Annotated in this window: 23 protein-coding genes; 16 read left to right on the top strand and 7 right to left on the bottom strand. The window is 57.9% G+C overall.

The window, feature by feature from the left end; translation table 11 throughout:
• Positions 1-2 precede the first annotated feature (2 nt).
• Together ACR0AJ_RS07840 and pdxH are read right to left on the bottom strand one after the other, a co-directional pair.
• On the bottom strand, positions 3-509 hold the full coding sequence (locus ACR0AJ_RS07840; protein ID WP_174818762.1) for a cold-shock protein: 507 nt from the start codon (positions 507-509) through the stop codon (positions 3-5).
• A 142-nt stretch (positions 510-651) separates the two neighbouring features.
• Positions 652-1,257: a pyridoxamine 5'-phosphate oxidase gene (gene pdxH, locus ACR0AJ_RS07835; protein WP_170358619.1), complete on the bottom strand. Its 606-nt coding sequence runs from the start codon at positions 1,255-1,257 to the stop codon at positions 652-654.
• Between the two features lie 135 nt (positions 1,258-1,392).
• Here pdxH and fabI point away from each other — a divergent pair, with 135 nt between their 5' ends.
• The 5 genes from fabI (at position 1,393) to trpE (ending at position 7,362) form a co-directional block, all read left to right on the top strand.
• Entirely contained in the window at positions 1,393-2,199 is an 807-nt protein-coding gene (fabI, locus tag ACR0AJ_RS07830; RefSeq protein ID WP_170348819.1) for an enoyl-ACP reductase FabI, read from the top strand.
• A 4-nt stretch (positions 2,200-2,203) separates the two neighbouring features.
• On the top strand, positions 2,204-2,713 hold the full coding sequence (gene gpt, locus ACR0AJ_RS07825; protein ID WP_170348820.1) for a xanthine phosphoribosyltransferase: 510 nt from the start codon (positions 2,204-2,206) through the stop codon (positions 2,711-2,713).
• Between the two features lie 27 nt (positions 2,714-2,740).
• Entirely contained in the window at positions 2,741-3,916 is a 1,176-nt protein-coding gene (locus tag ACR0AJ_RS07820; RefSeq protein ID WP_480740520.1) for an aminotransferase, read from the top strand.
• Positions 3,917-3,996: 80 nt separating this feature from the next.
• Positions 3,997-5,838: a peptidyl-prolyl cis-trans isomerase gene (locus ACR0AJ_RS07815; RefSeq protein WP_170348822.1), complete on the top strand. Its 1,842-nt coding sequence runs from the start codon at positions 3,997-3,999 to the stop codon at positions 5,836-5,838.
• A gap of 12 nt (positions 5,839-5,850) precedes the next feature.
• Positions 5,851-7,362, top strand: coding sequence for an anthranilate synthase component I (gene trpE / locus ACR0AJ_RS07810; RefSeq protein WP_480646816.1), 1,512 nt, complete (start codon positions 5,851-5,853; stop codon positions 7,360-7,362).
• Positions 7,363-7,407: 45 nt separating this feature from the next.
• On the opposite strand, the gene ACR0AJ_RS07805 is transcribed toward trpE, so the two are convergent.
• Complete coding sequence (locus tag ACR0AJ_RS07805; protein WP_480740518.1) at positions 7,408-9,018, bottom strand: divergent polysaccharide deacetylase family protein; 1,611 nt, start codon at positions 9,016-9,018, stop codon at positions 7,408-7,410.
• Between the two features lie 75 nt (positions 9,019-9,093).
• On the opposite strand from ACR0AJ_RS07805, the gene ACR0AJ_RS07800 reads away from it, so the two are divergent.
• The 6 genes from ACR0AJ_RS07800 (at position 9,094) to lexA (ending at position 13,919) form a co-directional block, all read left to right on the top strand.
• A complete protein-coding gene (locus tag ACR0AJ_RS07800; RefSeq protein WP_170358634.1) occupies positions 9,094-9,675 on the top strand; it encodes an anthranilate synthase component II in 582 nt (193 codons plus the stop codon).
• Positions 9,672-10,691, top strand: a complete 1,020-nt coding sequence (gene trpD, locus ACR0AJ_RS07795) for an anthranilate phosphoribosyltransferase (protein WP_425080574.1) — start codon at positions 9,672-9,674, stop codon at positions 10,689-10,691. The genes ACR0AJ_RS07800 and trpD overlap by 4 nt, the downstream gene beginning before the upstream one ends.
• Positions 10,688-11,500 (top strand): indole-3-glycerol phosphate synthase TrpC, encoded by an 813-nt coding sequence (gene trpC, locus ACR0AJ_RS07790; RefSeq protein WP_170577712.1) that lies wholly within the window; start codon positions 10,688-10,690, stop codon positions 11,498-11,500. Before trpD ends, trpC begins: the two co-directional genes overlap by 4 nt.
• Positions 11,500-11,973 (top strand): cyclic pyranopterin monophosphate synthase MoaC, encoded by a 474-nt coding sequence (gene moaC, locus ACR0AJ_RS07785; RefSeq protein WP_170348827.1) that lies wholly within the window; start codon positions 11,500-11,502, stop codon positions 11,971-11,973. The genes trpC and moaC overlap by 1 nt, the downstream gene beginning before the upstream one ends.
• Positions 11,970-13,142: a molybdopterin molybdotransferase MoeA gene (locus tag ACR0AJ_RS07780; RefSeq protein ID WP_425080573.1), complete on the top strand. Its 1,173-nt coding sequence runs from the start codon at positions 11,970-11,972 to the stop codon at positions 13,140-13,142. Before moaC ends, ACR0AJ_RS07780 begins: the two co-directional genes overlap by 4 nt.
• 78 nt (positions 13,143-13,220) lie before the next feature.
• A complete protein-coding gene (gene lexA / locus ACR0AJ_RS07775; protein WP_480646826.1) occupies positions 13,221-13,919 on the top strand; it encodes a transcriptional repressor LexA in 699 nt (232 codons plus the stop codon).
• Here the strand turns inward: lexA and ACR0AJ_RS07770 are convergent.
• The gene (locus ACR0AJ_RS07770) at positions 13,913-15,964 is read right to left on the bottom strand and encodes a ComEC/Rec2 family competence protein (protein WP_480740514.1); all 2,052 of its coding nucleotides are present in this window, start codon (positions 15,962-15,964) and stop codon (positions 13,913-13,915) included. The genes lexA and ACR0AJ_RS07770 overlap by 7 nt on opposite strands.
• A gap of 78 nt (positions 15,965-16,042) precedes the next feature.
• Between ACR0AJ_RS07770 and gltX the strand changes: the two genes are divergently transcribed.
• On the top strand, positions 16,043-17,443 hold the full coding sequence (gltX, locus tag ACR0AJ_RS07765; RefSeq protein WP_170376110.1) for a glutamate--tRNA ligase: 1,401 nt from the start codon (positions 16,043-16,045) through the stop codon (positions 17,441-17,443).
• 119 nt (positions 17,444-17,562) lie between these two features.
• Positions 17,563-18,858: a citrate synthase gene (gltA, locus tag ACR0AJ_RS07760; RefSeq protein ID WP_170348831.1), complete on the top strand. Its 1,296-nt coding sequence runs from the start codon at positions 17,563-17,565 to the stop codon at positions 18,856-18,858.
• A gap of 48 nt (positions 18,859-18,906) precedes the next feature.
• Here the strand turns inward: gltA and ACR0AJ_RS07755 are convergent, their stop codons facing one another.
• A complete protein-coding gene (locus ACR0AJ_RS07755; RefSeq protein ID WP_480646830.1) occupies positions 18,907-19,971 on the bottom strand; it encodes a PA0069 family radical SAM protein in 1,065 nt (354 codons plus the stop codon).
• Between the two features lie 290 nt (positions 19,972-20,261).
• Here ACR0AJ_RS07755 and ACR0AJ_RS07750 point away from each other — a divergent pair, with 290 nt between their 5' ends.
• Both ACR0AJ_RS07750 and ACR0AJ_RS07745 read left to right on the top strand, forming a co-directional pair.
• Complete coding sequence (locus ACR0AJ_RS07750) at positions 20,262-20,960, top strand: corrinoid protein (protein ID WP_170348833.1); 699 nt, start codon at positions 20,262-20,264, stop codon at positions 20,958-20,960.
• Between the two features lie 89 nt (positions 20,961-21,049).
• On the top strand, positions 21,050-21,715 hold the full coding sequence (locus ACR0AJ_RS07745) for a DUF1638 domain-containing protein (RefSeq protein WP_480740512.1): 666 nt from the start codon (positions 21,050-21,052) through the stop codon (positions 21,713-21,715).
• 6 nt (positions 21,716-21,721) lie between these two features.
• Here ACR0AJ_RS07745 and ACR0AJ_RS07740 read toward each other — a convergent pair whose 3' ends face one another.
• Complete coding sequence (locus ACR0AJ_RS07740; protein WP_170358649.1) at positions 21,722-22,132, bottom strand: SufE family protein; 411 nt, start codon at positions 22,130-22,132, stop codon at positions 21,722-21,724.
• Between the two features lie 139 nt (positions 22,133-22,271).
• Between ACR0AJ_RS07740 and ACR0AJ_RS07735 the strand changes: the two genes are divergently transcribed.
• The gene (locus ACR0AJ_RS07735; RefSeq protein WP_170375493.1) at positions 22,272-22,799 is read left to right on the top strand and encodes a hypothetical protein; all 528 of its coding nucleotides are present in this window, start codon (positions 22,272-22,274) and stop codon (positions 22,797-22,799) included.
• 6 nt (positions 22,800-22,805) lie between these two features.
• Here ACR0AJ_RS07735 and rnd read toward each other — a convergent pair whose 3' ends face one another.
• Entirely contained in the window at positions 22,806-23,963 is a 1,158-nt protein-coding gene (gene rnd / locus ACR0AJ_RS07730) for a ribonuclease D (RefSeq protein WP_170394250.1), read from the bottom strand.
• Positions 23,964-24,012 lie beyond the last annotated feature (49 nt).

The raw sequence follows: 24,012 nt of genomic DNA, 5'->3' as shown, positions 1-24,012 counted from the left end.
TATTATTCGTCCAGTGCCGCTTCCCAGGCCAGGACCTGAGCCGCCATACGCCCGCGTTTGCCATTAATGACGCGCATCGCCAACGCTTCGCCTGGTTGCAGATCAGCCAGACCAGATCGGCGCAGCACCTCGATATGCAGGAAAACGTCTTCGTCCCGACCAAAAACATTGGCAAAGCCAAAACCCTTGCCCTTGTCGAACCATTTCACCCGCGCCGCTTCCAAAGGAGCCTCGGCGATCACAACCGGATCAAGCTCCGCGAAATCCGCCAACATCATTGAGTCGGTGCGCGCCGGTGGGTCTACGCTGACAACCTCAACCGCCTGAACGCCGCGGTCGGTGCGATGCGTCATGATCTCGATCCCGGCGCCATCGGCGACCGAGCTTTGACCAAAGTTACGTAACACGTTCACATGCAACAGAATATCCGGGCCACCTTCGTCGGACACAACGAACCCGTACCCCTTAGCGGGGTCAAACCATTTCACGTGTCCTCGAACGCGGTACATATTGTTCAGGTCTTCCGGCACAGCATTCCTATCGCGAAAATTAATAGTTCGTTAAGGGTCCGATGTGTATGGGATTGGCTCGCAAATTCAAGCTGAAAAAATCCTTTGATTTCTTTGTGTTGCATTTCACGATACGCGAATGTCATGGATTCAACCTTTGTACATCCCATGCCGAGTCTTCCTGATCCCGGCGCCACTGAAACCTGTCGTGCAACCGGAATGCACCATCGGCCCAAAACTCAATCTCGCTCGGCACTAACCTGTACCCGCCCCAGAACGGTGGTCGCGGTGGGTTCGGCCCCAATTTCGCGGTCACCTTTGCAACTTCTGCCATCAAAGCAGCCCGGCTGCTAAGAGGCTGAGACTGTTTCGAAGCCCAAGCCCCAAGACGGCTTTTTAGCGAGCGCGACGCATAATATTCATCGGCTTGCGCCCCGCTTTCGCGGGTTATTGTACCACGAACACGGATTTGCCGCCTCAATGATTTCCAATGCATTACAAAAGCTGCTTTGCCCGCCGAATCCAATTCGGCCGCCTTGGCACTTTCATAGTTGGTGTAAAATACGAAGGCACCGGATTCGATTTCTTTCAACAGCACCATACGCACGTTCGGCATGCCGTCAGAATCGACGGTTGCCAACGCTATTGCATTGGGATCGTTCGGTTCGCTGTCTTTGGCCTCACCCAACCACCGCCCCGCTATTTCAAACGGATCGGAGCCGGCGAAGATGCCGTCACGCTCGGTCATTTCCATCCCCCGGAAACTATTATTGGCCACCCTAGGGCGAGAACCCGCTGCGGGCAAGAGTACGCGGCCTTGATGCAGCGCATCCAATGGCATAAACCAACGCAACAAATCGCGAAGACAGGCGGAGAACCAAACATGTCAAATCAGTTGATGGCCGGCAAACGCGGCCTCATCATGGGACTGGCCAATGATAAATCGATCGCATGGGGCATTGCCCGCGCTTTATCCGATGCCGGGGCCGAATTGGCCTTTTCCTATCAGGGCGATGCCCTAAAAAAGCGGGTCGATCCGCTGGCGGCGCAGCTGGGCAGTGAAATTGTTCTTCCCTGTGATGTGGGTGACGAGGACTCGATTGATGCTCTGTTCTCGGAATTGGAACAGAAATGGGGAAAGCTGGACTTCGTGGTTCACGCGATTGGTTTTTCCGACAAGAACGAGCTGCGCGGTCGGTACGTCGATACCAGCCGGGCGAATTTCAAGCTGACCATGGATGTTTCGGTCTACTCTTTCACCGCCGTCATGCAGCGTGCGGAAAAGATGATGTCCGAAGGCGGCAGTGCAATCACTCTGACCTATTACGGTGCCGAGCAGGTTATGCCGCACTATAACGTCATGGGTGTCGCCAAGGCCGCGCTGGAAGCATCGGTCAAATATCTGGCCGAGGATCTGGGCAAAGACGGTATCCGGGTAAACTCGATCTCGGCCGGTCCGATCAAGACGCTGGCAGCCAGCGGTATTGGTGACTTCCGCTATATCATGAAGTGGAACGAGTATAATTCGCCCCTGCGCCGCAACGTGACCATCGACGATGTCGGTAAATCAGCGCTGTATCTGCTGTCCGATCTCAGCAGTGGTGTCACGGGCGAAAATCTGCACGTAGATTCGGGGTATCACATCGTCGGTATGAAAGCCGTCGACGCCCCGGACGTTGAAAAGGGTTAACGCAATGAGCGCCAAGGACCGTCTGCCTCACGAAAAAGGCTTTCACATCAGTTGGGACCAAATCCATCGCGATTCCCGTGCTCTGGCATGGCGGCTGGATGGTCAAGGACCGGACGACGGTGCTTGGCGCGCGGTTGTTGCGATCACACGCGGTGGTATGGCCCCAGCCATGATCGCCAGCCGTGAGCTGGACATTCGCACCGTCGACACGATTAGCGTGCGGTCCTATCACCATCAGGAACAAGGCGAAGCCGAGGTGCTGAAAGCCCCTGATGCCGATCTGATGGGTGATGGTGAAGGCGTTTTGATCATCGACGATCTCGTCGACAGCGGCAAAACACTGGAACTGGTGCGTGCGATGTACCCCAAGGCGCATTTTGCCACTGTCTATGCCAAACCCAAAGGCCGCCCGATGGTGGATACGTTCATCACCGAAGTCAGCCAGGATACGTGGATCTTCTTCCCGTGGGATATGGCCCTGCAATATGTCGAGCCCTACCGCGGCACAGACTGATCTTTTCCTGAACATCTAGGATCTCGCATGACCCGGACACGCACCGCCGCCACCTTCGCCCCACCGGTGATGGAGGCGCGGCGCTGGCTGGAAGGCGCGAATTTCCCTGACGACCAGCCTTTGATCAATGTCAGCCAGGCCGCGCCGGTCGATCCGCCCCCTTTGGCCTTGCGTCAGGCCATGGCCGAATTTGCGGTGACCGAGGATCGGGCCCATCTGTATGGGCCCGTGCTGGGCAATCCGGATCTGCGCACCGAACTGGCGGTGCAAATTGGTCAGCACTATGACGTCGAGGTCGCACCGGATCAGGTCGCAATCACCTCGGGCTGCAATCAGGCATTTGCCGCCACAATCTCGGCTATCACTGACGAAGGGGATGAGGTCATCCTGCCAACCCCATGGTATTTTAATCACAAAATGTGGTTGGACATGGCCGGGGTACATGCCGTTGACCTGAAGACCGGTGATGATCTGTTACCTAATCCTGATGCCGCCCGCGCTTTGATCACCGACAAAACCCGCGCCATCGCTCTGGTGACGCCGAACAACCCGGGTGGTGTGGAATACCCGGCCGATCTGGTGCGCGCGTTCTACGAACTGGCCCGTGAAAACGGTCTGCGCTTGCTGGTCGATGAGACCTATCGCGATTTCGACAGCCGCAGCGGCCCGCCGCATGACCTGTTCGCGCAGCCCGGCTGGGACGAGACGCTGGTTCACCTCTATTCCTTTTCCAAAGCCTATCGCCTGACCGGCCACCGGGTTGGTGCCATTGCAACCGGTGCTGACCTGCTATCCGAGGTAGAAAAATTCCTTGATACGGTGGCGATCTGCCCCGGTCAGATCGGCCAATTCGCGGCCCTTTGGGGCATGCGGAACCTGTCGCACTGGGTCGCCGGAGAGCGTGACGAAATCCTCGATCGCCGCGCGGCTATCCAAGAGCAGTTGCCAAACCTGACTAACAAGGGTTGGCGTCTGTTAGGCTTGGGCGCCTATTTCGCCTATTTCGAACATCCGTTCGATATCCCCTCGGACGAACTGGCCCGCCGTCTGGTGGCGGAGGCCGGCATCCTTCTGCTGCCCGGAACGATGTTTATGCCGCCAGATGATCCCGCCGGAAAACGCCAGATGCGCATTGCATTCGCTAATCTCGACCGCGCCGGTATTCAGCAATTGTTCGAACGGTTGCAAGCCCTGTCCTTCTGAGCTTGCCCCCCGGCGGTGCGCGTCGTATTCAGGGCCGCAACCGACAGGGCAGTTCCTTGCCACAAGATTAAGAGGGCACCATGGCCGCAGGCATGAAAAACCTATCGAAGACCTTTGTCTGGATTCTCATGGGCCTATTGATGCTGGGCCTTGCGGGCTTTGGCGCAACAAGCCTGACCGGCACCGTGCGCACCGTCGCGCAAGTTGGGAACGAAGAAGTTTCGATCAACCAATACGTTCGCGAATTGCAGCGCGAAATCCGCGCGGTCGAAAGCCAGACCGGCCAGCCCTTGCAAATGTCTCAGGCGCATGAGTTCGGTCTGGATCAGTTGGCCCTGTCGCGCCTGACCGCTTTGGCCGCGCTGGACAACGAAGTCGGTGAGCTGGGCATTTCGATCGGGGATGAGAACCTGCAAGAAGAAATCGTCGCCATCCCGGCCTTTCAGGGCGTCAACGGCACGTTTGACCGTGAGGCCTATCAGTTCCAGCTGGAACAGGCTGGCATGACGGATACCGAATTCGAATCGGATCTGCGCAAGGAGTCCTCGCGCACCATCGTGCAAAACGCGGTGATCAGCGGGGTTGAGATGCCTTCGCTTCTGACGCAAGTGCTGACGGACTATGTCGGCGCACGCCGCAGTTTTACCGTTGCGACGGTCGGGCCCGACGCCCTGACATCGCCTGTTCCTGCACCCACGGATGAGCAGATCCAGACTTACTATGATGAGAATCAGGATCAGTTCACCCTGCCCAGTACCAAGCAACTGACTTATGCGATTCTGTCGCCCGACATGCTGTTGGACAGTGTCGAGATTGATGAGGATGCGGTGCGTCGCCTCTATGATCAGCGTGCCTCGGAATTCTATCAGCCCGAGCGACGTCTGGTCGAACGTCTGACTTATCCGAACGAAGAAGACGCACAGCATGCGATTGCGCAGCTTGAGGTCGGTGGCACCACGTTCGAAAACCTCGTGCGAGATCGCCAGCTAGAGTTGAGCGATATCGACCTTGGCGACGTCACCCGCGAAGATCTGGGCGAAGCTGCTGATGCCGTCTTTGCCGCCGATCTGGACGCGGTTGTTGGCCCGCTGCCCTCGACCTTCGGCCCCGCGCTGTTCCGCATCAACGGATCGCTGGCCGAAAACAACACGCCGTTCGAAGATGCCGCCCCTGCCCTGCGCGAAGAACTGGCCGCCGACCGCGCGCGTCGTCAAATCGAAGCACAGGCCGAAGACATTGACGATCTGCTCGCTGGTGGTGCAACGCTGGAAGAACTGACCGGCGAGACCGAAATGGAATTGGGCCAGATCGACTGGACCCGCGAAAGCGGTGAAGGCGTCGCCGCCTATGACGGTTTCCGCGCCGCTGCCGAAGCCGTAAACGAAGGCGATTTCCCCGAGGTTGCGTTCCTCGAAGACGGTTCGATCTTTGCTTTGCGTTTGAACGAGGTGCTGCCCCAACGCCCCGAGCCTCTGGAAAGCGCACGTGATCGTGTGGCCGCCGCATGGACGCAGGTGGAAACCGGCAAGGCGTTGGCTGAAAATGCAAATTCCGCTCTGGAGCAACTGAATGCTGACGGCGATTTCACCGCCACCGGTTTGCCGTTCCGGGTTGAAAATGCGCTGACCCGCACCGCTTTCCTTGAGGATGTGCCGGCAGATTTCATGGGTCAGGTGTTCGAGATGGAGCCTGGTGAGCTGCGAGTCATTCCTGGCGATGGCACGGCGTTCGTCGTGCGTCTTGAAGAATTGCTACCGCCCGCCGAAACTGATGAACTGCGCCAGGTACAAACCGCGCTGGAAGCACAGCTAAATCAGGCGCTGGCCCAGAACATCTTTGACGCTTATGTGCGCGACGCGCAGACCCGCGCCCGTCCCGTGATTGACCAACGCGCGCTGAACGCCGTGCAGTCGAGCTATTAAAAGAGACCGAACATGGCCCTGACCCCCGAGTTTGACAGCTTCGCCCGCGCCTATGAGGCTGGCGAAAATCAGGTCGTTTACACCCGTTTGGCAGCCGATCTGGATACGCCTGTGTCCCTGATGCTCAAGCTGACCGGTGCGCAGAAAGACGCCTTTATGCTGGAATCCGTGACCGGAGGCGAGGTGCGTGGCCGCTATTCAATCATCGGGATGAAACCGGACCTGATCTGGCGCTGCCGGGGTGAGACGTCCGAATTGAACCGTTCGGCCAGGTTCGATGCCGACGCGTTTTCGCCTCAGGATGGCAATCCGATGGACAATCTGCGTGCCTTGCTGGCCGAAAGCCGGATTGCGCTGCCTGACGATTTGCCTCAAGCCGCCGCGGGGCTGTTCGGTTATCTTGGGTATGACATGGTGCGTCTGGTCGAGTATCTGCCGGATGTGAACCCAGACCCACTGGGCCTACCCGATGCGATTATGCTGCGCCCATCGGTCATCGCCGTTCTGGACGGTGTAAAGGGAGAGGTCACGGTCGTCTCCCCTGCCTGGGTCGCCGAGGGGCAATCCGCCAAGGCTGCCTATGCGCAAGCCGCTGAGCGTGTGATGGACGCAGTGCGCGATTTAGAACGCGCCATGCCCGCCGAGACTCGCGATCTGGGCGACGCCTCTGAAGTCGCGCCTCCGGAGTCGAATTTCACCAAATCCGGCTATATGGAAGCGGTTGAAAAGGCCAAGGAATACATCCGCGCAGGTGACATCTTTCAGGTGGTACCAGCTCAGCGTTGGACACAGGATTTCCCGCTGCCGCCCTTCACGCTCTATCGGTCATTGCGGCGCACTAACCCCTCTCCGTTCATGTTCTATTTCAACTTTGGCGGCTTTCAGGTGGTCGGTGCCAGCCCAGAAATTCTGGTGCGTGTCTTTGGCGACGAAGTGACAATCCGCCCCATCGCAGGTACCCGACCCCGTGGCGCAACCCCCGAAGAGGATAAGGCCAACGAGGTCGATCTACTGGCCGATAAGAAAGAGCTGGCCGAACACTTGATGTTGCTGGACCTGGGCCGCAACGATACCGGCCGCGTGGCCAAGATCGGAACGGTGCGGCCAACCGAAGAGTTCATCATCGAACGCTACAGCCATGTGATGCACATCGTGTCGAACGTGGTCGGAGAGCTGGCCGAAGACAAAGACGCATTGGACGCCTTTTTTGCCGGGATGCCTGCGGGCACCGTCTCGGGCGCGCCAAAAGTGCGCGCGATGGAGATCATCGACGAGTTAGAGCCTGAAAAGCGCGGCATCTATGGCGGCGGTGTCGGTTATTTCAGTGCCGGCGGCGACATGGACATGTGCATTGCTCTGCGCACGGCCATCGTGAAGGATCACAAGCTTTATATTCAGGCGGGCGGCGGTGTTGTTTTTGATAGCGACCCCGAGGCAGAGTTTATGGAAACCGTCCATAAATCAAACGCCATTCGCCGCGCTGCTGCCGATGCGTCCCGGTTCACAGGATCGGGCAACACATAAAAAAACGGCAGGCTTTCAGGGCCAGCCGTTTTTGTTGTTTCGAGGTTACTGAACCTCTTTCATCATCACTGCGGAGATTGGGGCCATCGCCACACGGCTGCCCCGATCTTCAAGCCCCCACAGCAACAAAGCCGAGATCGTGTCAGGGCGCAGACGGCCCAGCATTACAACCGTCCCCTCCTGCCCGGCACGAAATGCCGCTTGGTCCAGAAAACGACGCATGATCTTGGGGTCCTGGCGCGCACCGTCGATATCGCGGAAAATCACACCCGATGGAATACCGTTGCGCGCAGCCAGTTTTTGGACAGTGTTCAGACCATTGTCCTGCGTGATCAGACCACGCCCTGTACCGGCAGCAATTGCGGCCACTTGGTCGGCCAGCTTGCGATTGCCCTGAATGCCCGAATCCACGCCTTCGAGAATACCCACCGTTTCCGGCAGCGTGTCGAGCCATACCGCCAGCGATACTTCGGCATCCTGCGCGCTGGCGGCTTCGTGTAAGTCAGCAAGAGCCAGAACTTCGAACCCGGCTTCGCGGTGACGCGCCATCTTTTCAACAGCGTCCGGATCAGACGGGCTGACGGCAAAACTCAGCGGATAAGGAAAATCATGCAGAGCTTCAGCCCCATAGGCACCTTCATCGTCGATCAGAATGATTGACATCAACGGCTTGGATTCGGGGTTTTCGAATTCCGCCGCATAAGCCTCGATCGGCTTGCCCGGGAGGGCAGCCGCCACGTTGGTCGTGCTGACCTCAATACCATCATCACGTTCCGTCAATGGAACCACGCGCGTTCCGACTGTCGAGACTGTGGTCGCTTCGCTTGCCCCGCCAATTTGCGGAACCGACGCGATCCGGGGCAGATTGCGCGGTGCTGTATCCTCATCACCTTCTACGGCGATTGGGCTGTCGACAAATGGGTTTTCCTCGGTTTCCGGATCGGCGGCTGCGGTGACCTCGGGTTCCGGTTGTGCTGCACTGTCGGCAACAACAGGGTCCGATTTCTGAGCCCCCTCGGCAACCTCGGGTTCTGGTTTCGGCTCGGCCTCCACAACCTCGGGCTCTTGTTCGACGGCCGGTTCAGGCTGAGGTTCAGGCACCTCCAGCGACACCTCAGGCAAGGCTTCGGCATTTGGGGATACCTGCGACAACGGCGGGGCCTGTGGAGCGACCGGGGCCACAGTGGTTGCAATTACAGGAGCTGATTGAGCAACGCTGGGCGCATCGACTTGCGCCGGGTCCAGGTTGACTTTGGGCTGGGCATCGGGCTCAACCTCGACATCTGACAATTCAGCCAGCGTGTCCGTCTGTTCGCCGACAGATTCGGGTGTGGTTGGTGGCAAGTCCAGCACATCGGGGTCACCCCCGGTATCAGTGGCGTCCGCCACAGTATCCGGGACATCAGCCAGAGAGGGTTCAGGCGCAGAAACCGCCACGTTCGGTTTGCTGGTCAAAGGCATGTTCAAAGACAGCACCGCCCCCAGCACAAGAACAGCGACCGTTCCCACGATCATTCCGCCGACAAATCCGCCCATAACAATTGCCTCTCGTCTTGGCCCTGCATCGATCACATGTTCGCCGTCTGCTGCGGCATTTGCTTGCCGCAGCGCCAAGAACGGGATGTCCCCTTGACGCTGCCGCGCAAGCCTGAGCATGTATGTCCCGACATTATACCGTGGCTCGGGGCTGCATCGCCAGCCCGAAATGCCCAAGCCGAGACAAGTGCCCAAATGCTGCTGCTGATCGACAACTACGACTCGTTTACCTACAACCTGGTACATTATTTAGGCGAACTTGGCGCCGAGATGGTCATTCGGCGGAATGACGCCTTGGACGTTCAGGAAGCCATGGCCATGAACCCATCCGGCATCCTGCTCAGCCCCGGCCCCTGTGATCCGGATCAGGCCGGTATCTGCTTGGCCTTGACCGAAGCAGCGGCTGAAACGAAAACGCCGCTGATGGGAGTCTGTCTTGGCCATCAGACTATCGGACAGGCCTTTGGGGGCGACGTCATCCGCTGCCACGAAATCGTACATGGCAAAATGGGAACGATGCACCACACCGGAAAAGGTGTGTTTGCCGGGCTGCCCTCGCCATTTGAGGCGACCCGCTATCATTCTTTGGTGGTCGACCCCAACACCCTGCCCGACTGTCTTGAGGTCACGGCAGAGCTGGAAGACGGTACCATTATGGGTCTGCAGCACAAAGAATTGCCGATTCACGGCGTTCAGTTCCACCCGGAATCCATCGCCTCCGAGCATGGTCATGCCCTGCTCAAGAATTTCCTGTCTGAGATGAAAGTTCCCGCATGAGCGACGCTCTGAAACCGCTGATCGGAGCCGCCGCCGATCGGCCTCTGACCCGTGCCGAAGCCGAACAGGCCTTTGGTATCTTGTTTGACGGTGAAGCCACGCCCAGCCAGATCGGTGGCCTGCTGATGGCCATGCGCACCCGTGGCGAAACGGTCGAGGAATACGCCGCGGCCGCCGCCGTGATGCGCGCCAAGTGCAATGCCGTCACCGCGCCCGACGGTGCAATGGATATCGTCGGAACCGGAGGGGACGGCAAAGGCACGCTCAATATCTCAACCGCCACGGCATTTGTTGTCGCTGGTGCCGGTGTCACCGTGGCCAAGCATGGCAACCGCAACCTCAGCTCAAAGTCCGGGGCAGCGGATGCCTTGGGTCAGTTGGGGATCAACGTCATGGTTGGCCCGGAAATTGTTGAGAACGCTTTGAAAGAGGTCGGTATCGGCTTTATGATGGCCCCGATGCATCACCCAGCCATTGCGCATGTCATGCCCTCGCGGCAAGAGCTTGGGACCCGGACGATCTTCAACATTCTCGGCCCTTTGACGAACCCTGCGGGCGTCAAACGCCAATTGACCGGAGCCTTCAGCCGCGACCTGATACATCCAATGGCCGAAACGCTTGGTCTGCTGGGGTCTGACCGGGCCTGGCTGGTACACGGATCAGACGGGACCGATGAGCTGACCATCACTGGCATCAGTTGGGTCGCAGCACTAGAGGATGGGGGCGTTAAGGAGGTGGAACTTCACCCCGAAGACGCGGGCCTACCGGTTCATCCGTTCGAGGATATCATCGGCGGAACACCCGAAGAAAATGCTGTCGCCTTCCGCGCGCTGCTGGACGGGCAGCCCTCGGCCTATCGCGATGCAGTTCTGTTGAATTCTGCCGCCGCGCTGGTGATTGCAGACGCCGCAACAGATTTGCGGGATGGTGTCGAAAAAGCCGTCGAAAGCATCGACAGCGGAAAAGCCAAAGAAAAAATCGCGGTTCTGGCCCGCATGACTCAGGAGACCGCATGACCGAGACGGTACTGGACAAGATCAAAGCCTATAAGCTGGAAGAAATAGCTGCAGACAAGGCTGAGAAGTCCTTGGAAACACTGGAAAGTGAGGCACGGTTCGCATCCGAAGTGCGCGGCTTTGCCGAAAGCTTGCGGAAAGCGACCCGCAAGGGGTATGGCCTGATCGCCGAGGTCAAAAAGGCCAGCCCCTCCAAGGGGTTGATCCGCGCCGATTTCGACCCGCCTGCATTGGCCAAGGCGTATGAAGAAGGCGGTGCAGCCTGTCTGTCTGTACTGACCGACACGCCCAGCTTCCAAGGCGCCAAGGAATACTTAACCGCGGCACGCGCAGCAACGTCGCTGCCAGCCCTGCGTAAGGATTTCATGTACGACCCTTATCAGGTGGTCGAAGCGCGCGCTTTGGGTGCCGATTGCATTCTTATCATCATGGCCTCGGTCGAAGATGGTCAGGCGGCCGAGCTGGAACAAACGGCCTTTGACTGGGGGATGGACGTTCTTATCGAAGTTCACGACGAGGCTGAACTGGAACGTGCGACCCAACTAAAAAGCCCATTGATCGGGATAAACAACCGTAATCTCAAGACCTTCGAGACCACACTAGATACCACGCGCCGTCTGTCGAAACTGGTTCCGGGAGGTCGGACGATTGTCTGTGAAAGCGGGCTGAGTACGCCCGAAGATCTGGCCGATATCGCCCGTTATGGCGCGCGGTGTTTCCTGATTGGGGAAAGCCTGATGCGTCAGGATGATGTCACCGCCGCCACCCGGCAATTGCTGGCAAACCCGCTGATCCCCGGAGTGATGTGATGCCTCTGACCCATTTCGATGCACAGGGACAGGCCCATATGGTCGACGTCTCAGATAAGGCTGTTACTGACCGCGTCGCGGTGGCGGCTGGCCACATCAAGATGGCAAAGGAAACCTTTGATTTAATTTCAGAAGGACGCGCCAAGAAGGGCGACGTATTGGGTATTGCGCGGCTGGCAGGCATCATGGGAGCGAAGAAAACACCCGACCTAATCCCGCTATGTCACCCCTTGCCAGTCACAAAGGTTGCGGTTGAGCTGACCCTGAACCCTGATTTGCCGGGCGTACAGATTGAAGCCACCGTCAAGACCGCAGGCCAGACCGGGGTTGAGATGGAGGCGTTGACTGCGGTCTCAACCGCGGCGCTGACTGTGTATGACATGACCAAGGCAGTCGATAAGGCGATGGAGATCGGCGGTATCCGGGTCCTGCTGAAAGATGGCGGTAAATCAGGCCGTTACGAGGCGAGATGATTACGGTCGAAGAAGCCAGGTCACTACTGTTTGATCTTGTTTCCCCGCTAAACGCCGAAACAGTTCCGCTTGCCGAATCTGCTGGCCGCGTGCTGGCGGAAGACCTCAGCGCCACGCGCGATCAACCGCCATTTTCGGCCTCTTCCATGGATGGTTATGCGCTGAAGTCGACCGAAGTCGAACAACACGCCATGTTCAAAGTAGTTGGCGAATCCGCTGCCGGGCGTCGTTTTGAAGGCACCGTGGGCCCCGGTCAGGCCGTTCGTATCTTTACCGGCGCTCCGGTGCCGGAAGGTGCTGATTTCGTGGTTATTCAAGAAGATACGGAACGGCGCGGGGATTTGCTTACAATCACCGACGATCCCGGACCGAAAACAAATATCCGACCTGCAGGTGTCGACTTTACCGTCGGCACCAAGATTAGCGCTCCGCGCCTTTTGCGCCCTGAAGACGTCGCGCTGTTGGCAGCAATGAATATTGCAACAGTGCCGGTCAGACGCAGACCCGTGGTCGCATTGATTTCAACCGGAGATGAACTGGTTATGCCCGGTGAGATCCCAGGCCCGGATCAAATCATCGCTTCGAACACTTTTGGCCTGAAAGCCATGCTAGAGGATGCCGGTGCACATGTGCGAATTCTGCCGATCGCGCGCGATACTGTCGCGTCCTTGGAAACGGCGTTTGGGCTGGCAAGCGGCGCTGATCTGGTCGTGACAATCGGGGGTGCCTCGGTCGGAGAATACGATCTGGTCGGGGACGTTTCTCAGAAATTGGGGATGGAACGGTCGTTCTACAAAATCCGCATGCGCCCCGGGAAACCCCTGATGGCGGGTCAGTTGGGTGACACAGCGATGGTTGGACTGCCGGGAAATCCCGTGAGTGCAATGGTTTGCGGTTATCTCTTCCTGATCCCCATGTTGCGTCGCATGTTGGGCATCGAACAAGCCCTGACCCCGTTTCGCCAGGCCAAGCTGGCCGAGCCCATCGGCAAAAACGGCCCACGCGAACATTATATGCGAGCTGTCCTCGGTGAGGATGGCATTCGCGCCTGTGCCGATCAGGACAGCTCGCTTCTCAGCGTTCTGGCGCAGGCCAACGCGCTTTTGGTACGTGAGCCGAATGATCCGGCGCGCCCCGCGGGGGATGAGGTTCTGTACCTGCCGATATAGGCAACGCTCAAATCCGTTGACACAAAACGTGAACATGCGTAGAACAAAAGAAAACGCATGACCGACGAGGTGTGAGCAATGCTGACCAAGAAACAGTTGGATTTGTTGGAATTCATCCACAAACGCGTTCAGGCGGACGGTGTTCCGCCCAGTTTCGACGAAATGAAGGCCGCGCTGGATTTACGGTCGAAGTCCGGGATTCATCGCCTGATCACTGCGCTAGAAGAACGTGGCTTTATTCGTCGCCTTGCCCACCGGGCGCGCGCGATTGAGATCGTGAAGCTGCCCGAGAGTCTCGGCGGCGAACCAACGGCCGCTTTCAAACCTCGCGTGATTGAAGGCGACAGGCCCGAAGGTCCCCGCGCGGCGAATTTCGAACCGGTCACTGTAGATGCCTTGGAATTGCCAGTCATGGGCCGTATCGCAGCTGGTGTCCCGATTGAAGCGATCAGCCACGTATCGCATCGTGTGGCGGTCCCGGGCAGCATGGTTTCGGGCAAAGGCGAACATTACGCGCTTGAGGTACGTGGCGACTCGATGATCGATGCCGGTATCAATGACGGCGATGTCGTGGTGATCCGTGAAACTCGGGTTGCCGATAATGGCGATATCGTCGTGGCTCTGGTCGAAGATCAGGAAGCGACCCTGAAGCGCTTTTTCCGCCGTGGCAATGCTATCGCGCTTGAGGCTGCGAACCCCGCCTATGAAACCCGCGTTCTGCCCGAGGACAAGGTCAAGGTGCAAGGACGGCTGGTCGGGTTGATCCGCAGCTACTGATCCCGTTTTAAATTGCGGTTCTCGGCGATGGCCGGGGACCACAGGCGATGGCCGATTGCCTCTCGGCTGGTTGTTATGCGTCCTTTTGAAAACGCCAGGCTTCCGGTTTCTTTCAGGCGGTTCGGATCGAAAAGACCGCAATCCCCGTTCAGGTTCAACTCAACTGCAGACACCACGATCTGGTTTGATTGGCATTCTTCAAACCCTTGGGCCGCACGTTTTCCGGTGATGTGAATCACTTCCTTGCCCTGCCAATCAAAGCGCTGAACAGCGTTTTCTGCATCAGGCCAGCGGCTGGCCGCCTTCTTCTGATCTACCCCGTCACCGTCGTTTTCCAACCATACCGTAGCGATGAAACCGCTGCCTTTTTCTTTGCTCAGCGCGCGGCCATGTTCAGTCATGACACCCACCAACTCGCCTGAATCCGCGATCAGAACCTCGGGTCTTTGCCCCTGCCCCCACGACAAAAATGCGGACGCAACCGGTATAATCCCAATCCATTTTGCGCGGCCCTGCCACAGCGCCAGCCACAACGCCCCCAGCGCAAACATGGGCAACACGTAATGCGGCGGACTAACGACATAGCCTTGCGCGCCATCTAAGTTTGACACCTTGTCTGAAACGATCAGAATCCACTCCAACCCCAGACTCATGACATTCAATGCGACCGCCTCTAGCCCGAAAGGGGTCAGCAATGCCGCGACAAAGGCGGCGGGCACCACAATCGTGCCCATTACCGGGACCGAGAGCATATTGGCCAGCAACCCATAGTGTGACATCGTGTTGAAATGCGCCGCCCCGATAGGAGCGGTCGCAAGCCCTGCAATAGCCGAGGACAACAGCAAGCCGGTCACCGGTTTCAGCCATTTTGGACCGGGCATTGGGCCATGGTCCCGCAACTGCCCAAACACCGCGACAAGCGCCGTAGTGGCTGCAAAGGACATCTGGAAGCCTGGGCTCAACAATGTTTCTGGCCGTAGAATCAACACGATTAGGGCAGCCACGGCCACGGCCCGCAAAGAAATCGCGCGGCGGTCGATCAGGATCGCCCCCAGCATTACGCTGGCCATGACGAAAGCGCGTTCCGTTGCAACATTGCCCCCGGACAACAGCAGGTAGATGACGGCCGCGATCAACGCACAAACTGCCGCCAACTTGCGGACGGGCAACCTTAAGGCCACTGAAGGAATGGCTGACAAGCCCAACCGAAGCACCAGAAAAACGAACCCCGTCAGCAACCCCATGTGAAGGCCCGAAATCGCCAGCAAATGCGCTAGGTTCGAGGCCCGCAGGGATTTTAACGTCTCTTGCCCCATGCCACTGCGATCTCCGGTTGTGACGGCGGCTGCGAACCCGCCGACCTCACCAGGCAGGATCGCACGTACCCTTTCCGAGATGGCCATACGCCAGGCAGTTACCCGGACCCCTTCGGTCGCGTCAGTTGCGGGGGCAATGGTCATCACCGGCACCCGGGTATAGCCAACCGCGCCCAGCCCTTGAAACCAGGCATGACGGCGGAAATCAAACCCACCGGGTTCAACCGGCCCTTGCGGCGGTGAGAGATGCCCGGTGGTCATGATCCTTTGCCCAGGCGCCAGGGAAACCGATCCTCCGTGCAGTGAAAGCCGGACGCGCTGCGGTCTGCGATCTGCGGGCACATCCCCTATGCGCACCCGATCCAGCGTGACCCGCAACGTGTCCGACGCAGAGCGATCCATGGCTACGACCCGCCCCTCGATCGGGCCGTAGTAACGCCAGGACAGGACCGGCTCTGCGACCGTATGGGCTCGGGCGCCGGCCAGTATAAAACCGGTCGCGATCAGCGCGCCCCCCGTTGCCAACGCAGCCCAGCCAGTGCGCCGCGTGCGGCCAACCCAGACCAGCAACGTGATCCCAAGTAGAAGACAGGCATAGACCTGCCATTCCGGTTCAAACCGAAGGCTGAAATAGAGGCCGATGCCAACTGCCAGACAAATCGGAGACCACTGGAACAAATACCCTGTCTGGTTCAGCAAAGCGGCGTCGACCCGTGTCAGAACACGCATGGTTGCCCCCGTCCTTCGGGCTCGTTAGACAGACGCCAAACTATGCCCGACACGGTTACCAAAAGGTTAATCCACACAATGTCCGATCAGGTCGTCACCCGTTTCGCCCCCTCGCCCACCGGTTTTTTGCATATCGGCGGTGCCCGCACTGCGTTGTTCAACTGGCTCTATGCTCGTGGTCGTGGCGGTAAGTTCCTGCTGCGGATCGAAGACACGGATCGCGAACGCTCGACGCCTGAGGCGACAGCCGCAATTCTGCAAGGCATGGAATGGCTTGGCCTAGATCACGATGGTGATGTAATCAGCCAGTTTGAGGGTGCCACACGCCATGCCGAGGTCGCTCACCAGCTTCTGGCCGAAGGTAAAGCCTATAAGTGTTTTTCAACCCAGGATGAAATTGCAGCCTTTCGTGAGCAGGCTCGGGCCGACGGCAAGTCCACCCTGTTTCGCAGCCCTTGGCGTGACGCTGATCCGGCCACCCATCCAGATGCACCTTTTGTAATCCGTATCAAGGCCCCACAGGACGGCGCCACCGTGATCCGCGATCAGGTGCAGGGGGATGTGACCATTCGCAACGATCAGCTGGACGACATGGTCCTTTTGCGCTCGGACGGAACACCGGTTTATATGCTGGCTGTGGTGGTGGATGATCACGACATGGGCGTGACGCATGTGATACGGGGCGACGATCACCTCAACAACGCTGCTCGCCAGATGATGATCTACGAGGCGATGGGTTGGGACGTTCCGGTATGGGCACATATCCCGCTGATTCACGGACCAGACGGTAAGAAACTGTCGAAGCGTCACGGTGCCTTGGGCGCACAGGAATATCAGGCGATGGGCTATCCTGCCGCTGGCATGCGCAACTATCTCGCGCGTTTGGGCTGGAGCCACGGCGACGATGAGTTTTTTACCGACGAGCAGGCCAAAGAGTGGTTTGATTTGGACGGAATCGGCAAAAGTCCGGCCCGCTTTGATCTGAAAAAGCTTGAGAATCTCTGCGGTCAGCATATCGCGACGTCTGATGATGCTGCGCTGCGGCATGAAATCGAAGCTTATCTGGATGCGGCGGGCCTTCCTGCTCTCACTCAGACACAATCTAGTGTTCTTGAACGTGCAATGTATTGCCTGAAGGATCGCGCCCGAACCTTCCCGGAATTGCTTGAAAAAGCACACTTTGCGCTGATTTCCCGCCCGATTGAGCCGGATGAGAAAGCGGCAAAAGCACTGCAAACAGTATCCGACGGTATACTAAGTGAATTGACGCCGCATGTGCAAAATGCTAGCTGGTTGCGGAACGAACTGGAGGAAACCCTCAATGCCTTTGCAGAAGCGAAAGGCATCAAGTTCGGCAAGCTGGCTGGGCCCTTGCGGGCGGCTTTGGCGGGTCGGGCAGTGACTCCTTCGGTGTTTGACATGATGCTTGTGCTGGGGCGTGAAGAAACCTTGGCACGGCTTTCCGACGCAGCAAAATGACCCTGGCTTAATATTCAGGTAACGCTGCTTCGTTACGACCGGTCAACACTTTGGTGTGTGACCGCTGACCGCGCGCAGGCCGCTCACCCGGCGTGCTCATGAACGAAGAAGGGACAACGATGACCGACAGCAAAAAAACAGCCACTCTTACCGTACATGGTGAAAATTACGAGTTGCCGGTTCACTCGCCAACCGTTGGCCCGGATGTGATCGACATTCGCAAACTGTACAGTGATGCGGGTGTGTTCACCTATGATCCGGGCTTCACCTCGACAGCCAGCTGCGACAGCACCATCACCTATATTGACGGCGATAAGGGTGAACTGTTGCACCGCGGCTATCCGATCGACCAACTGGCCGAGAAATCGCACTTCCTCGAAGTGTGCTACCTGTTGCTGTACGGAGAGCTGCCAGTCGCAAAAGATCTGGAGAAGTTCGAGACCACGATCACTCGCCACACCATGATGCACGAACAGATGCAGTATTTCTATCGCGGGTTCCGTCGCGATGCGCATCCTATGGCAATCATGGTTGGCGTCGTCGGTGCAATGTCGGCTTTCTATCATGACTCGACAGATATTCATGACCCACGTCAGCGCGAGATTGCGTCGCACCGTCTGATCGCCAAGATGCCGACCATCGCAGCCTGGGCATACAAGTATCACACCGGTCAGCCCTTCGTGTATCCGCGCAACGACCTGGACTATGCGTCGAACTTCCTACGCATGTGCTTCAGCGTTCCGGCCGAAGAGTATGATGTTAACCCGATCCTCAGCCGCGCGATGGACCGCATCTTTACCCTGCACGCGGATCATGAACAGAACGCTTCGACCTCGACCGTGCGTCTGGCTTCAAGCTCGGGTGCGAACCCGTTTGCCTGTATCGCGGCCGGTATCGCCTGTCTGTGGGGTCCGGCCCATGGTGGCGCCAACCAAGCGTGTCTGGAGATGCTGGAAGAGATCGGTTCAGTGGATCGCATCCCTGAATACATTGCCCGCGCCAAGGACAAGGATGATCCGTTCCGCCTGATGGGCTTTGGCCACCGCGTCTACAAGAACTTTGACCCGCGCGCCAAGGTGATGAAGCAATCCGCTGACGAAGTGCTGGATCTGCTGGGCATCGAAGACAATCCAAAACTGCAGGTCGCCAAAGAGCTTGAGCGAGAAGCGCTGGAAGATCCGTATTTCGCCGAGAAAAAGCTGTTCCCGAATGTCGACTTCTATTCGGGCATCATCCTCGAGGCGATGGGTTTCCCAACCTCGATGTTCACGCCGATCTTCGCCCTGTCGCGCACCGTTGGCTGGGTCAGCCAATGGAAAGAGATGATCGCCGATCCACAGAACAAGATCGGTCGCCCGCGCCAGCTGTATCTGGGCGAAACCATGCGTGATTACGTGGATATCGAAAACCGCTGATTGCAGCGATGAAATGCTTAAGCCCCGGACCTGCGTCCGGGGCTTCTTTCATAGTAGGCTCAACTGATCACCGATCTGAGCCGGGCGGGCAAACAGGTCGCATCGCAGGGGCGGTGTCCGCGTTACAAGGCCTAGGCGCTTGACCGCCAAGGCAAACCGTTTGGCAATCAACCCAGCATATTCACCCTCACCCCGCATCCGGTGGCCCCAGCGCGGGTCATAGTCCCTGCCCCCGTGCATTTCGCGCAGCTTGGACATGATCTTTTCCGCCCGCGCGGGTTCGTGATCCTGCAACCACTCCTGCCACAATGTCGATACTTCACGCGGCAAGCGCAACATGATCCAACTGGCAGCGTCCGCGCCCGCCTCACGCCCCGCCTCAAGCAGGTGTTCCAACTCATGATCCGTTAGACCAGGCACCACGGGTGACGTCATGACCCGCACAGGCACCCCGGCTTTGGTTAGGCGACGTATGATGGTTAAACGCCGCTGAGGAGACGGCGCGCGTGGCTCCATACGCCGGGACAAATCAGCATCCATGGTGGTTAAAGATATCCCCACTCGCACCATCCCCTGCTCAGCCATGGGCGCTAGAATGTCCAAGTCCCGTTCGATCAAGGCCCCCTTTGTGACGATGGCGATGGGGTGATTGAATTCTTGCAGAACCGACAGGCAGCCTCTTGTAATCGCGCGGGTTTTCTCAATCGGTTGGTAAGGGTCCGTGTTGGTACCCAAGGCAATGGGTGCAACCTTGTACCCTTTGGCCGATAACTCCTTGCGCAGGATATCCGCTGCGTTTGGCCGCGCGATCAGGCGGGTTTCGAAATCCAGCCCCGGCGATAGCCCAAGATAGGCATGGGTCGGGCGGGCGAAACAATAGACACAACCATGCTCACACCCGCGATACGGGTTGATCGAGCGATCAAACGGCAAATCCGGCGACCGGTTATAGGTAATCAGGCTGCGCGCGACCTCGTCCCGAACATCGGTTCGCAAAGGCGGCAGGTCCTCGTCGATATCCCAGCCATCGTCACAAGGGATGGTGTCGAAATGTTCGAACCTTCCAGCGGCATTTGTGGCGGCTCCTCGGCCGCGAATATGCGGTGCAACCATGTTTGTTCTCGTTATGTTCCATTGATTGGGTATAACGGCAATCCCGAATACACGCAAGCACAGCATTCGAGGCCGCGCAGGTATCAACCGCGTGGTTATCCGCCAGTAAAATGAACCAGATGCAGGATCATCTTGCAGATAATTCTGTCGAGAGACGCGAAAATTTGACGTATAGGTCGGTCCCGAAACGACTGAGGTCGCAATCGTCACAGTCAAACTGCGACGTTTTGGCCAAAACGGAAAAAATGCCACCACGGGCCTATGGCTCGCACAGCTCAGGGAAACGCCCCATGTCTGAAGAAGAAGACATCGTCCTGTCCGAACTGAATGACGACGAACTTGTCGAGCAGATGTTCGACGATCTTTATGACGGCCTGAAAGAAGAGATCGAAGAAGGTGTGAACATCCTGCTTGAACGCGGATGGACGCCTTACGACATCCTGACCAAGGCTCTGGTCGGTGGCATGACCATCGTGGGCCACGACTTCCGCGACGGTATACTTTTCGTGCCCGAGGTTCTGTTGGCTGCAAACGCCATGAAGGGCGGTATGTTTATCCTCAAGCCGCTGCTGGCCGAAACCGGCGCACCGCGCGTGGGTAAGATGGTGATCGGTACAGTCAAAGGCGACATCCACGACATCGGCAAGAACCTTGTGTCGATGATGATGGAGGGCGCTGGCTTTGAAGTGGTCGATATCGGTATCAACAACCCGGTTGAAAACTATCTGGAAGCGCTTGAAACCGAAGAGCCAGATATTCTGGGCATGTCCGCCCTGCTGACCACGACCATGCCTTACATGAAGGTTGTGATCGACACGCTGGTCGAACAAGGTAAACGCGAAGACTATATCGTTCTGGTTGGCGGCGCGCCGCTGAACGAGGAATTCGGCAAAGCCATCGGTGCGGATGCTTATTGCCGTGACGCAGCCGTTGCGGTTGAAACCGCCAAGGATTTCGTCTCGCGCAAGCACAACCAACTGGCCGGTTAACCGGACGCGCAGGTTATTCTGGGGCCGTCCGGGTTTCGGGCGGCCTTTTTTGTTACACTGACAGTCGCGTAGAATCCGAGAGGCACCCAATGCAGCAGGATAAATTGCCAGACGATGCCAGCCTGACGACCAAGGGCTACGAATCCGGTGAGCACGGGCGCATCCTGCTGTTGGCCTGTGGCGCGCTGGCGCGTGAGATTCTGGACCTGAAGCAACGCAATGGCTGGGATCACATGGCGCTGACCTGCCTGCCCGCGATTTTTCACATACAGCCTGACAAGATCATTCCGGCGGTACAAGAGGCCGTCGCCAAACACCGTGACGACTATAACCAGATCTTTGTGGTCTATGCCGATTGCGGAACGGGTGGCCTGCTGCAGCAAGCCTGCGAAGACCTGGGCGTCGAGATGGTCAAAGGCCCCCATTGTTATTCCTTCTTCGAAGGAAATCAGGCGTTTGAATCACATGGTGATGAGGAAACCACCGCCTTTTACCTGACGGACTTTCTAGCCCGGCAGTTTGATGCCTTTGTATGGAAACCGCTGGGGCTGGACCGACACCCCGAGTTGCTTAGCATGTATTTCGGCAACTACACCAAGCTGGTCTATCAGGCGCAAATTGACGATCCGGACCTGACGGCCCGTGCCCGTGAATGTGCCGAGCGGATGGGGTTGGAATTCGAACGTCGCCTGACCGGCTATGGCGATTTGGAAACCACCCTGACCGATTGGGCAAAACGTAAGCCGAAAGCCTGAATGGCGTCAGGCGTTTTCCTGCGCCACTTCGCGGATGCGTTCAATCATTGCCCGCAACCCGTTCGATCGCTGAGCAGACAGGTGATCATTCAGACCCAAGCGCGCCAGCTCTCCGCCTGCGTCCACCTTGGGAACTTCGCTGACGGGCAACCCGTTATACAAGGAACGCAGCACCGCGATCAGGCCACGTACGATCAGCGCATCGCTGTCCCCGTCGAACCGGAAAACCCGGTCTTCGATGATCGGGTGCAACCAGACCTGGCTTGCGCAGCCGTGGACCTTGGTGGCCGGCACTTTTAGTGCGTCCTCCAGCGGCTCCATCGCTTTGCCCTGGTCGATGACGTGGCGGTACCGATCTTCCCAGTCCTCCAGAAACTCGAAATCGTCGACGATCTCTTCAAAGGCAGGCGTTGCCATGTCGCGGCGGTCCTTTCGTTGCAATCACAATTGTGAACTATGCCTCCGATCTATGCCTGTCCACCCCCCTACGCGGCTTTTCAATCAACAGAAATTGCGATAACCCATTGCTGGACTTACAGCTCTGGACGTTGGGACCATGCAAAAATCGTTTACTGTTCTCTTGGTGGCTACCCTGGCCCTGTCTGCCTGCAACAGCTGGCGCGAGTCACGGGTGAACCCGTCCAACTGGTTCGGTTCAAGCACGTCAGCCCCGCCGCCGGAAACAGCGACCTATGACGCGAACGCTCTTGTGCCCGAAACAAGGGAAGGCGGTGGGTTGCTCTCAAGGCCAACCCCCGAGGATACAAGCGTTCCGATCGCCAAGATTGATGAACTGAGGATTGAGCCGACCCCGAACGGTGCAATCGTCTACGCCTCGGGGACGGCAATCCGGCAAGGTGCTTATGACGCCCGACTGGTTCGCGTGGACAGTGAAGAAAACCAGAAGAACGGCGTTTTGGAGTTCACTTTCCGGGTAACCTATCCCGCGCGCGCAACGAATACGGGAACCGAACGGTCTCGAATGGTGTCCGACGCCATCAATATCAGCAAAAAAGACTTGGAAAATACTCGTCTGGTGCGGGTTGTAGGGCAGCAGAACGCATTGGAATCGCGGCGCCGTTAATCGGCGCTAAAGCGATACAACTTTGACGTTCTGACCTTTGGCCGCCAGCGCGATTTTACCTTCACACAGTTTCAAGGCGTCTTCGCCGAACACCTCAAACCGCCAACCTGACATCGCAGGCAGTTCCCGCTCACCCGCTGCGATCTGATCCAATTCCGAGCTGGTGGCTATCAGTTTGGCTGCCACGCCCGAGCTTTCGGTTTTCGATTTCAGCAACACCCGCAGCAAATCCGCCAGCGCCGGGTTCACCTTCAGTTTGTCTCTGCTGTTGTCGACTTGCGGCAGCTGATCCGCAGGGCAATTCACCCCTTTTTTGACGGCGCTTAGAATACCATCGGCAATCGCGCCCTTTCGGGCCTCGCGCAGCAACAAGCGCGAGCCGCCCAGATCCGAGGGCGATTTGGGCTTGGTTGATGCCAGCTCGATCAGCGCATCATCCTTGAAGACCCGGCTGCGCGGCACATTGTTTTCCTGCGCATAAGCCTCGCGAAACTGCGCCAGTTCGCGCACCACGGCCAGAAATTTGGCGGAATTCGTCCGGGTCTTTACACGTTTCCATGCATCTTTGGGGTGAATGTCATAGGTCGCAGGATGGGTCAGCGTGCGCAACTCCTCTGCCACCCAATGACTGCGCTGCGATTTTTGCAATTGCGCTGCGAGATATTCATAGATTTGGCGCAGATGGGTGACATCCGCCAGCGCATAGGTCTTTTGCGCCTCGGATAGCGGGCGGCGGGACCAATCGGTAAACCGCGAGGTCTTGTCGACCCCCTGCTTGCAGATCTTGCGCACCAGCGTTTCATAACCCACCTGCTCACCAAAGCCACAAACCATTGCTGCAACTTGCGTGTCGAACAGCGGTTTCGGAAAGACACCGGCTTCGACCCAGAAAATTTCAAGATCCTGACGCGCGGCATGGAAGACCTTGACCACATCGTCGTTGCCGAACAGCTCATAAAGCGGGTCCAGAGACAAACCATCAGCCAGCGGATCGACCAGAACCGCGCTGTCTTCGTCATCAGACGGAACTGCCAGCTGTATCAGGCAAAGCTTTGAATAATAGGTCCGCTCGCGCAGAAACTCGGTATCTACGGTGACATAGTCATATTCCGCCGCGGCCTTGCAGAAATCGGCCAGCTCTTGCGTCGTTGTCAGGGTTTTCATGCGCGGTGCTGTTCTTGCTCTTGTTTTCTTCGGCTGATCGTCTCTTCCG

The organism is Ruegeria sp. CJ9, from assembly GCF_056536625.1.
The sequence above is the reverse complement of the archived record's forward strand: the minus strand, read 5'-3'. Positions and strand labels throughout refer to the sequence as shown.

Excerpts from the sequence above, each read along its gene's own strand:
- gltA (WP_170348831.1), top strand. The coding sequence starts at position 17,563 with ATGACCGACAGCAAAAAAACAGCCACTCTTACCGTACATGGTGAAAAT.
- ACR0AJ_RS07780 (WP_425080573.1), top strand. The coding sequence starts at position 11,970 with ATGATTACGGTCGAAGAAGCCAGGTCACTACTGTTTGATCTTGTTTCC.
- pdxH (WP_170358619.1), bottom strand. The coding sequence starts at position 1,257 with ATGACCGAGCGTGACGGCATCTTCGCCGGCTCCGATCCGTTTGAAATA.
- trpD (WP_425080574.1), top strand. The coding sequence starts at position 9,672 with ATGAGCGACGCTCTGAAACCGCTGATCGGAGCCGCCGCCGATCGGCCT.
- ACR0AJ_RS07820 (WP_480740520.1), top strand. The coding sequence starts at position 2,741 with ATGACCCGGACACGCACCGCCGCCACCTTCGCCCCACCGGTGATGGAG.
- fabI (WP_170348819.1), top strand. The coding sequence starts at position 1,393 with ATGTCAAATCAGTTGATGGCCGGCAAACGCGGCCTCATCATGGGACTG.
- trpC (WP_170577712.1), top strand. The coding sequence starts at position 10,688 with ATGACCGAGACGGTACTGGACAAGATCAAAGCCTATAAGCTGGAAGAA.
- ACR0AJ_RS07770 (WP_480740514.1), bottom strand. The coding sequence starts at position 15,964 with ATGCGTGTTCTGACACGGGTCGACGCCGCTTTGCTGAACCAGACAGGG.
- ACR0AJ_RS07745 (WP_480740512.1), top strand. The coding sequence starts at position 21,050 with ATGCAGCAGGATAAATTGCCAGACGATGCCAGCCTGACGACCAAGGGC.
- gltX (WP_170376110.1), top strand. The coding sequence starts at position 16,043 with ATGTCCGATCAGGTCGTCACCCGTTTCGCCCCCTCGCCCACCGGTTTT.
- rnd (WP_170394250.1), bottom strand. The coding sequence starts at position 23,963 with ATGAAAACCCTGACAACGACGCAAGAGCTGGCCGATTTCTGCAAGGCC.
- ACR0AJ_RS07740 (WP_170358649.1), bottom strand. The coding sequence starts at position 22,132 with ATGGCAACGCCTGCCTTTGAAGAGATCGTCGACGATTTCGAGTTTCTG.
- ACR0AJ_RS07805 (WP_480740518.1), bottom strand. The coding sequence starts at position 9,018 with ATGCTCAGGCTTGCGCGGCAGCGTCAAGGGGACATCCCGTTCTTGGCG.
- ACR0AJ_RS07735 (WP_170375493.1), top strand. The coding sequence starts at position 22,272 with ATGCAAAAATCGTTTACTGTTCTCTTGGTGGCTACCCTGGCCCTGTCT.
- ACR0AJ_RS07815 (WP_170348822.1), top strand. The coding sequence starts at position 3,997 with ATGGCCGCAGGCATGAAAAACCTATCGAAGACCTTTGTCTGGATTCTC.
- lexA (WP_480646826.1), top strand. The coding sequence starts at position 13,221 with ATGCTGACCAAGAAACAGTTGGATTTGTTGGAATTCATCCACAAACGC.
- moaC (WP_170348827.1), top strand. The coding sequence starts at position 11,500 with ATGCCTCTGACCCATTTCGATGCACAGGGACAGGCCCATATGGTCGAC.
- trpE (WP_480646816.1), top strand. The coding sequence starts at position 5,851 with ATGGCCCTGACCCCCGAGTTTGACAGCTTCGCCCGCGCCTATGAGGCT.
- ACR0AJ_RS07750 (WP_170348833.1), top strand. The coding sequence starts at position 20,262 with ATGTCTGAAGAAGAAGACATCGTCCTGTCCGAACTGAATGACGACGAA.
- ACR0AJ_RS07840 (WP_174818762.1), bottom strand. The coding sequence starts at position 509 with ATGTACCGCGTTCGAGGACACGTGAAATGGTTTGACCCCGCTAAGGGG.
- ACR0AJ_RS07755 (WP_480646830.1), bottom strand. The coding sequence starts at position 19,971 with ATGGTTGCACCGCATATTCGCGGCCGAGGAGCCGCCACAAATGCCGCT.
- gpt (WP_170348820.1), top strand. The coding sequence starts at position 2,204 with ATGAGCGCCAAGGACCGTCTGCCTCACGAAAAAGGCTTTCACATCAGT.
- ACR0AJ_RS07800 (WP_170358634.1), top strand. The coding sequence starts at position 9,094 with ATGCTGCTGCTGATCGACAACTACGACTCGTTTACCTACAACCTGGTA.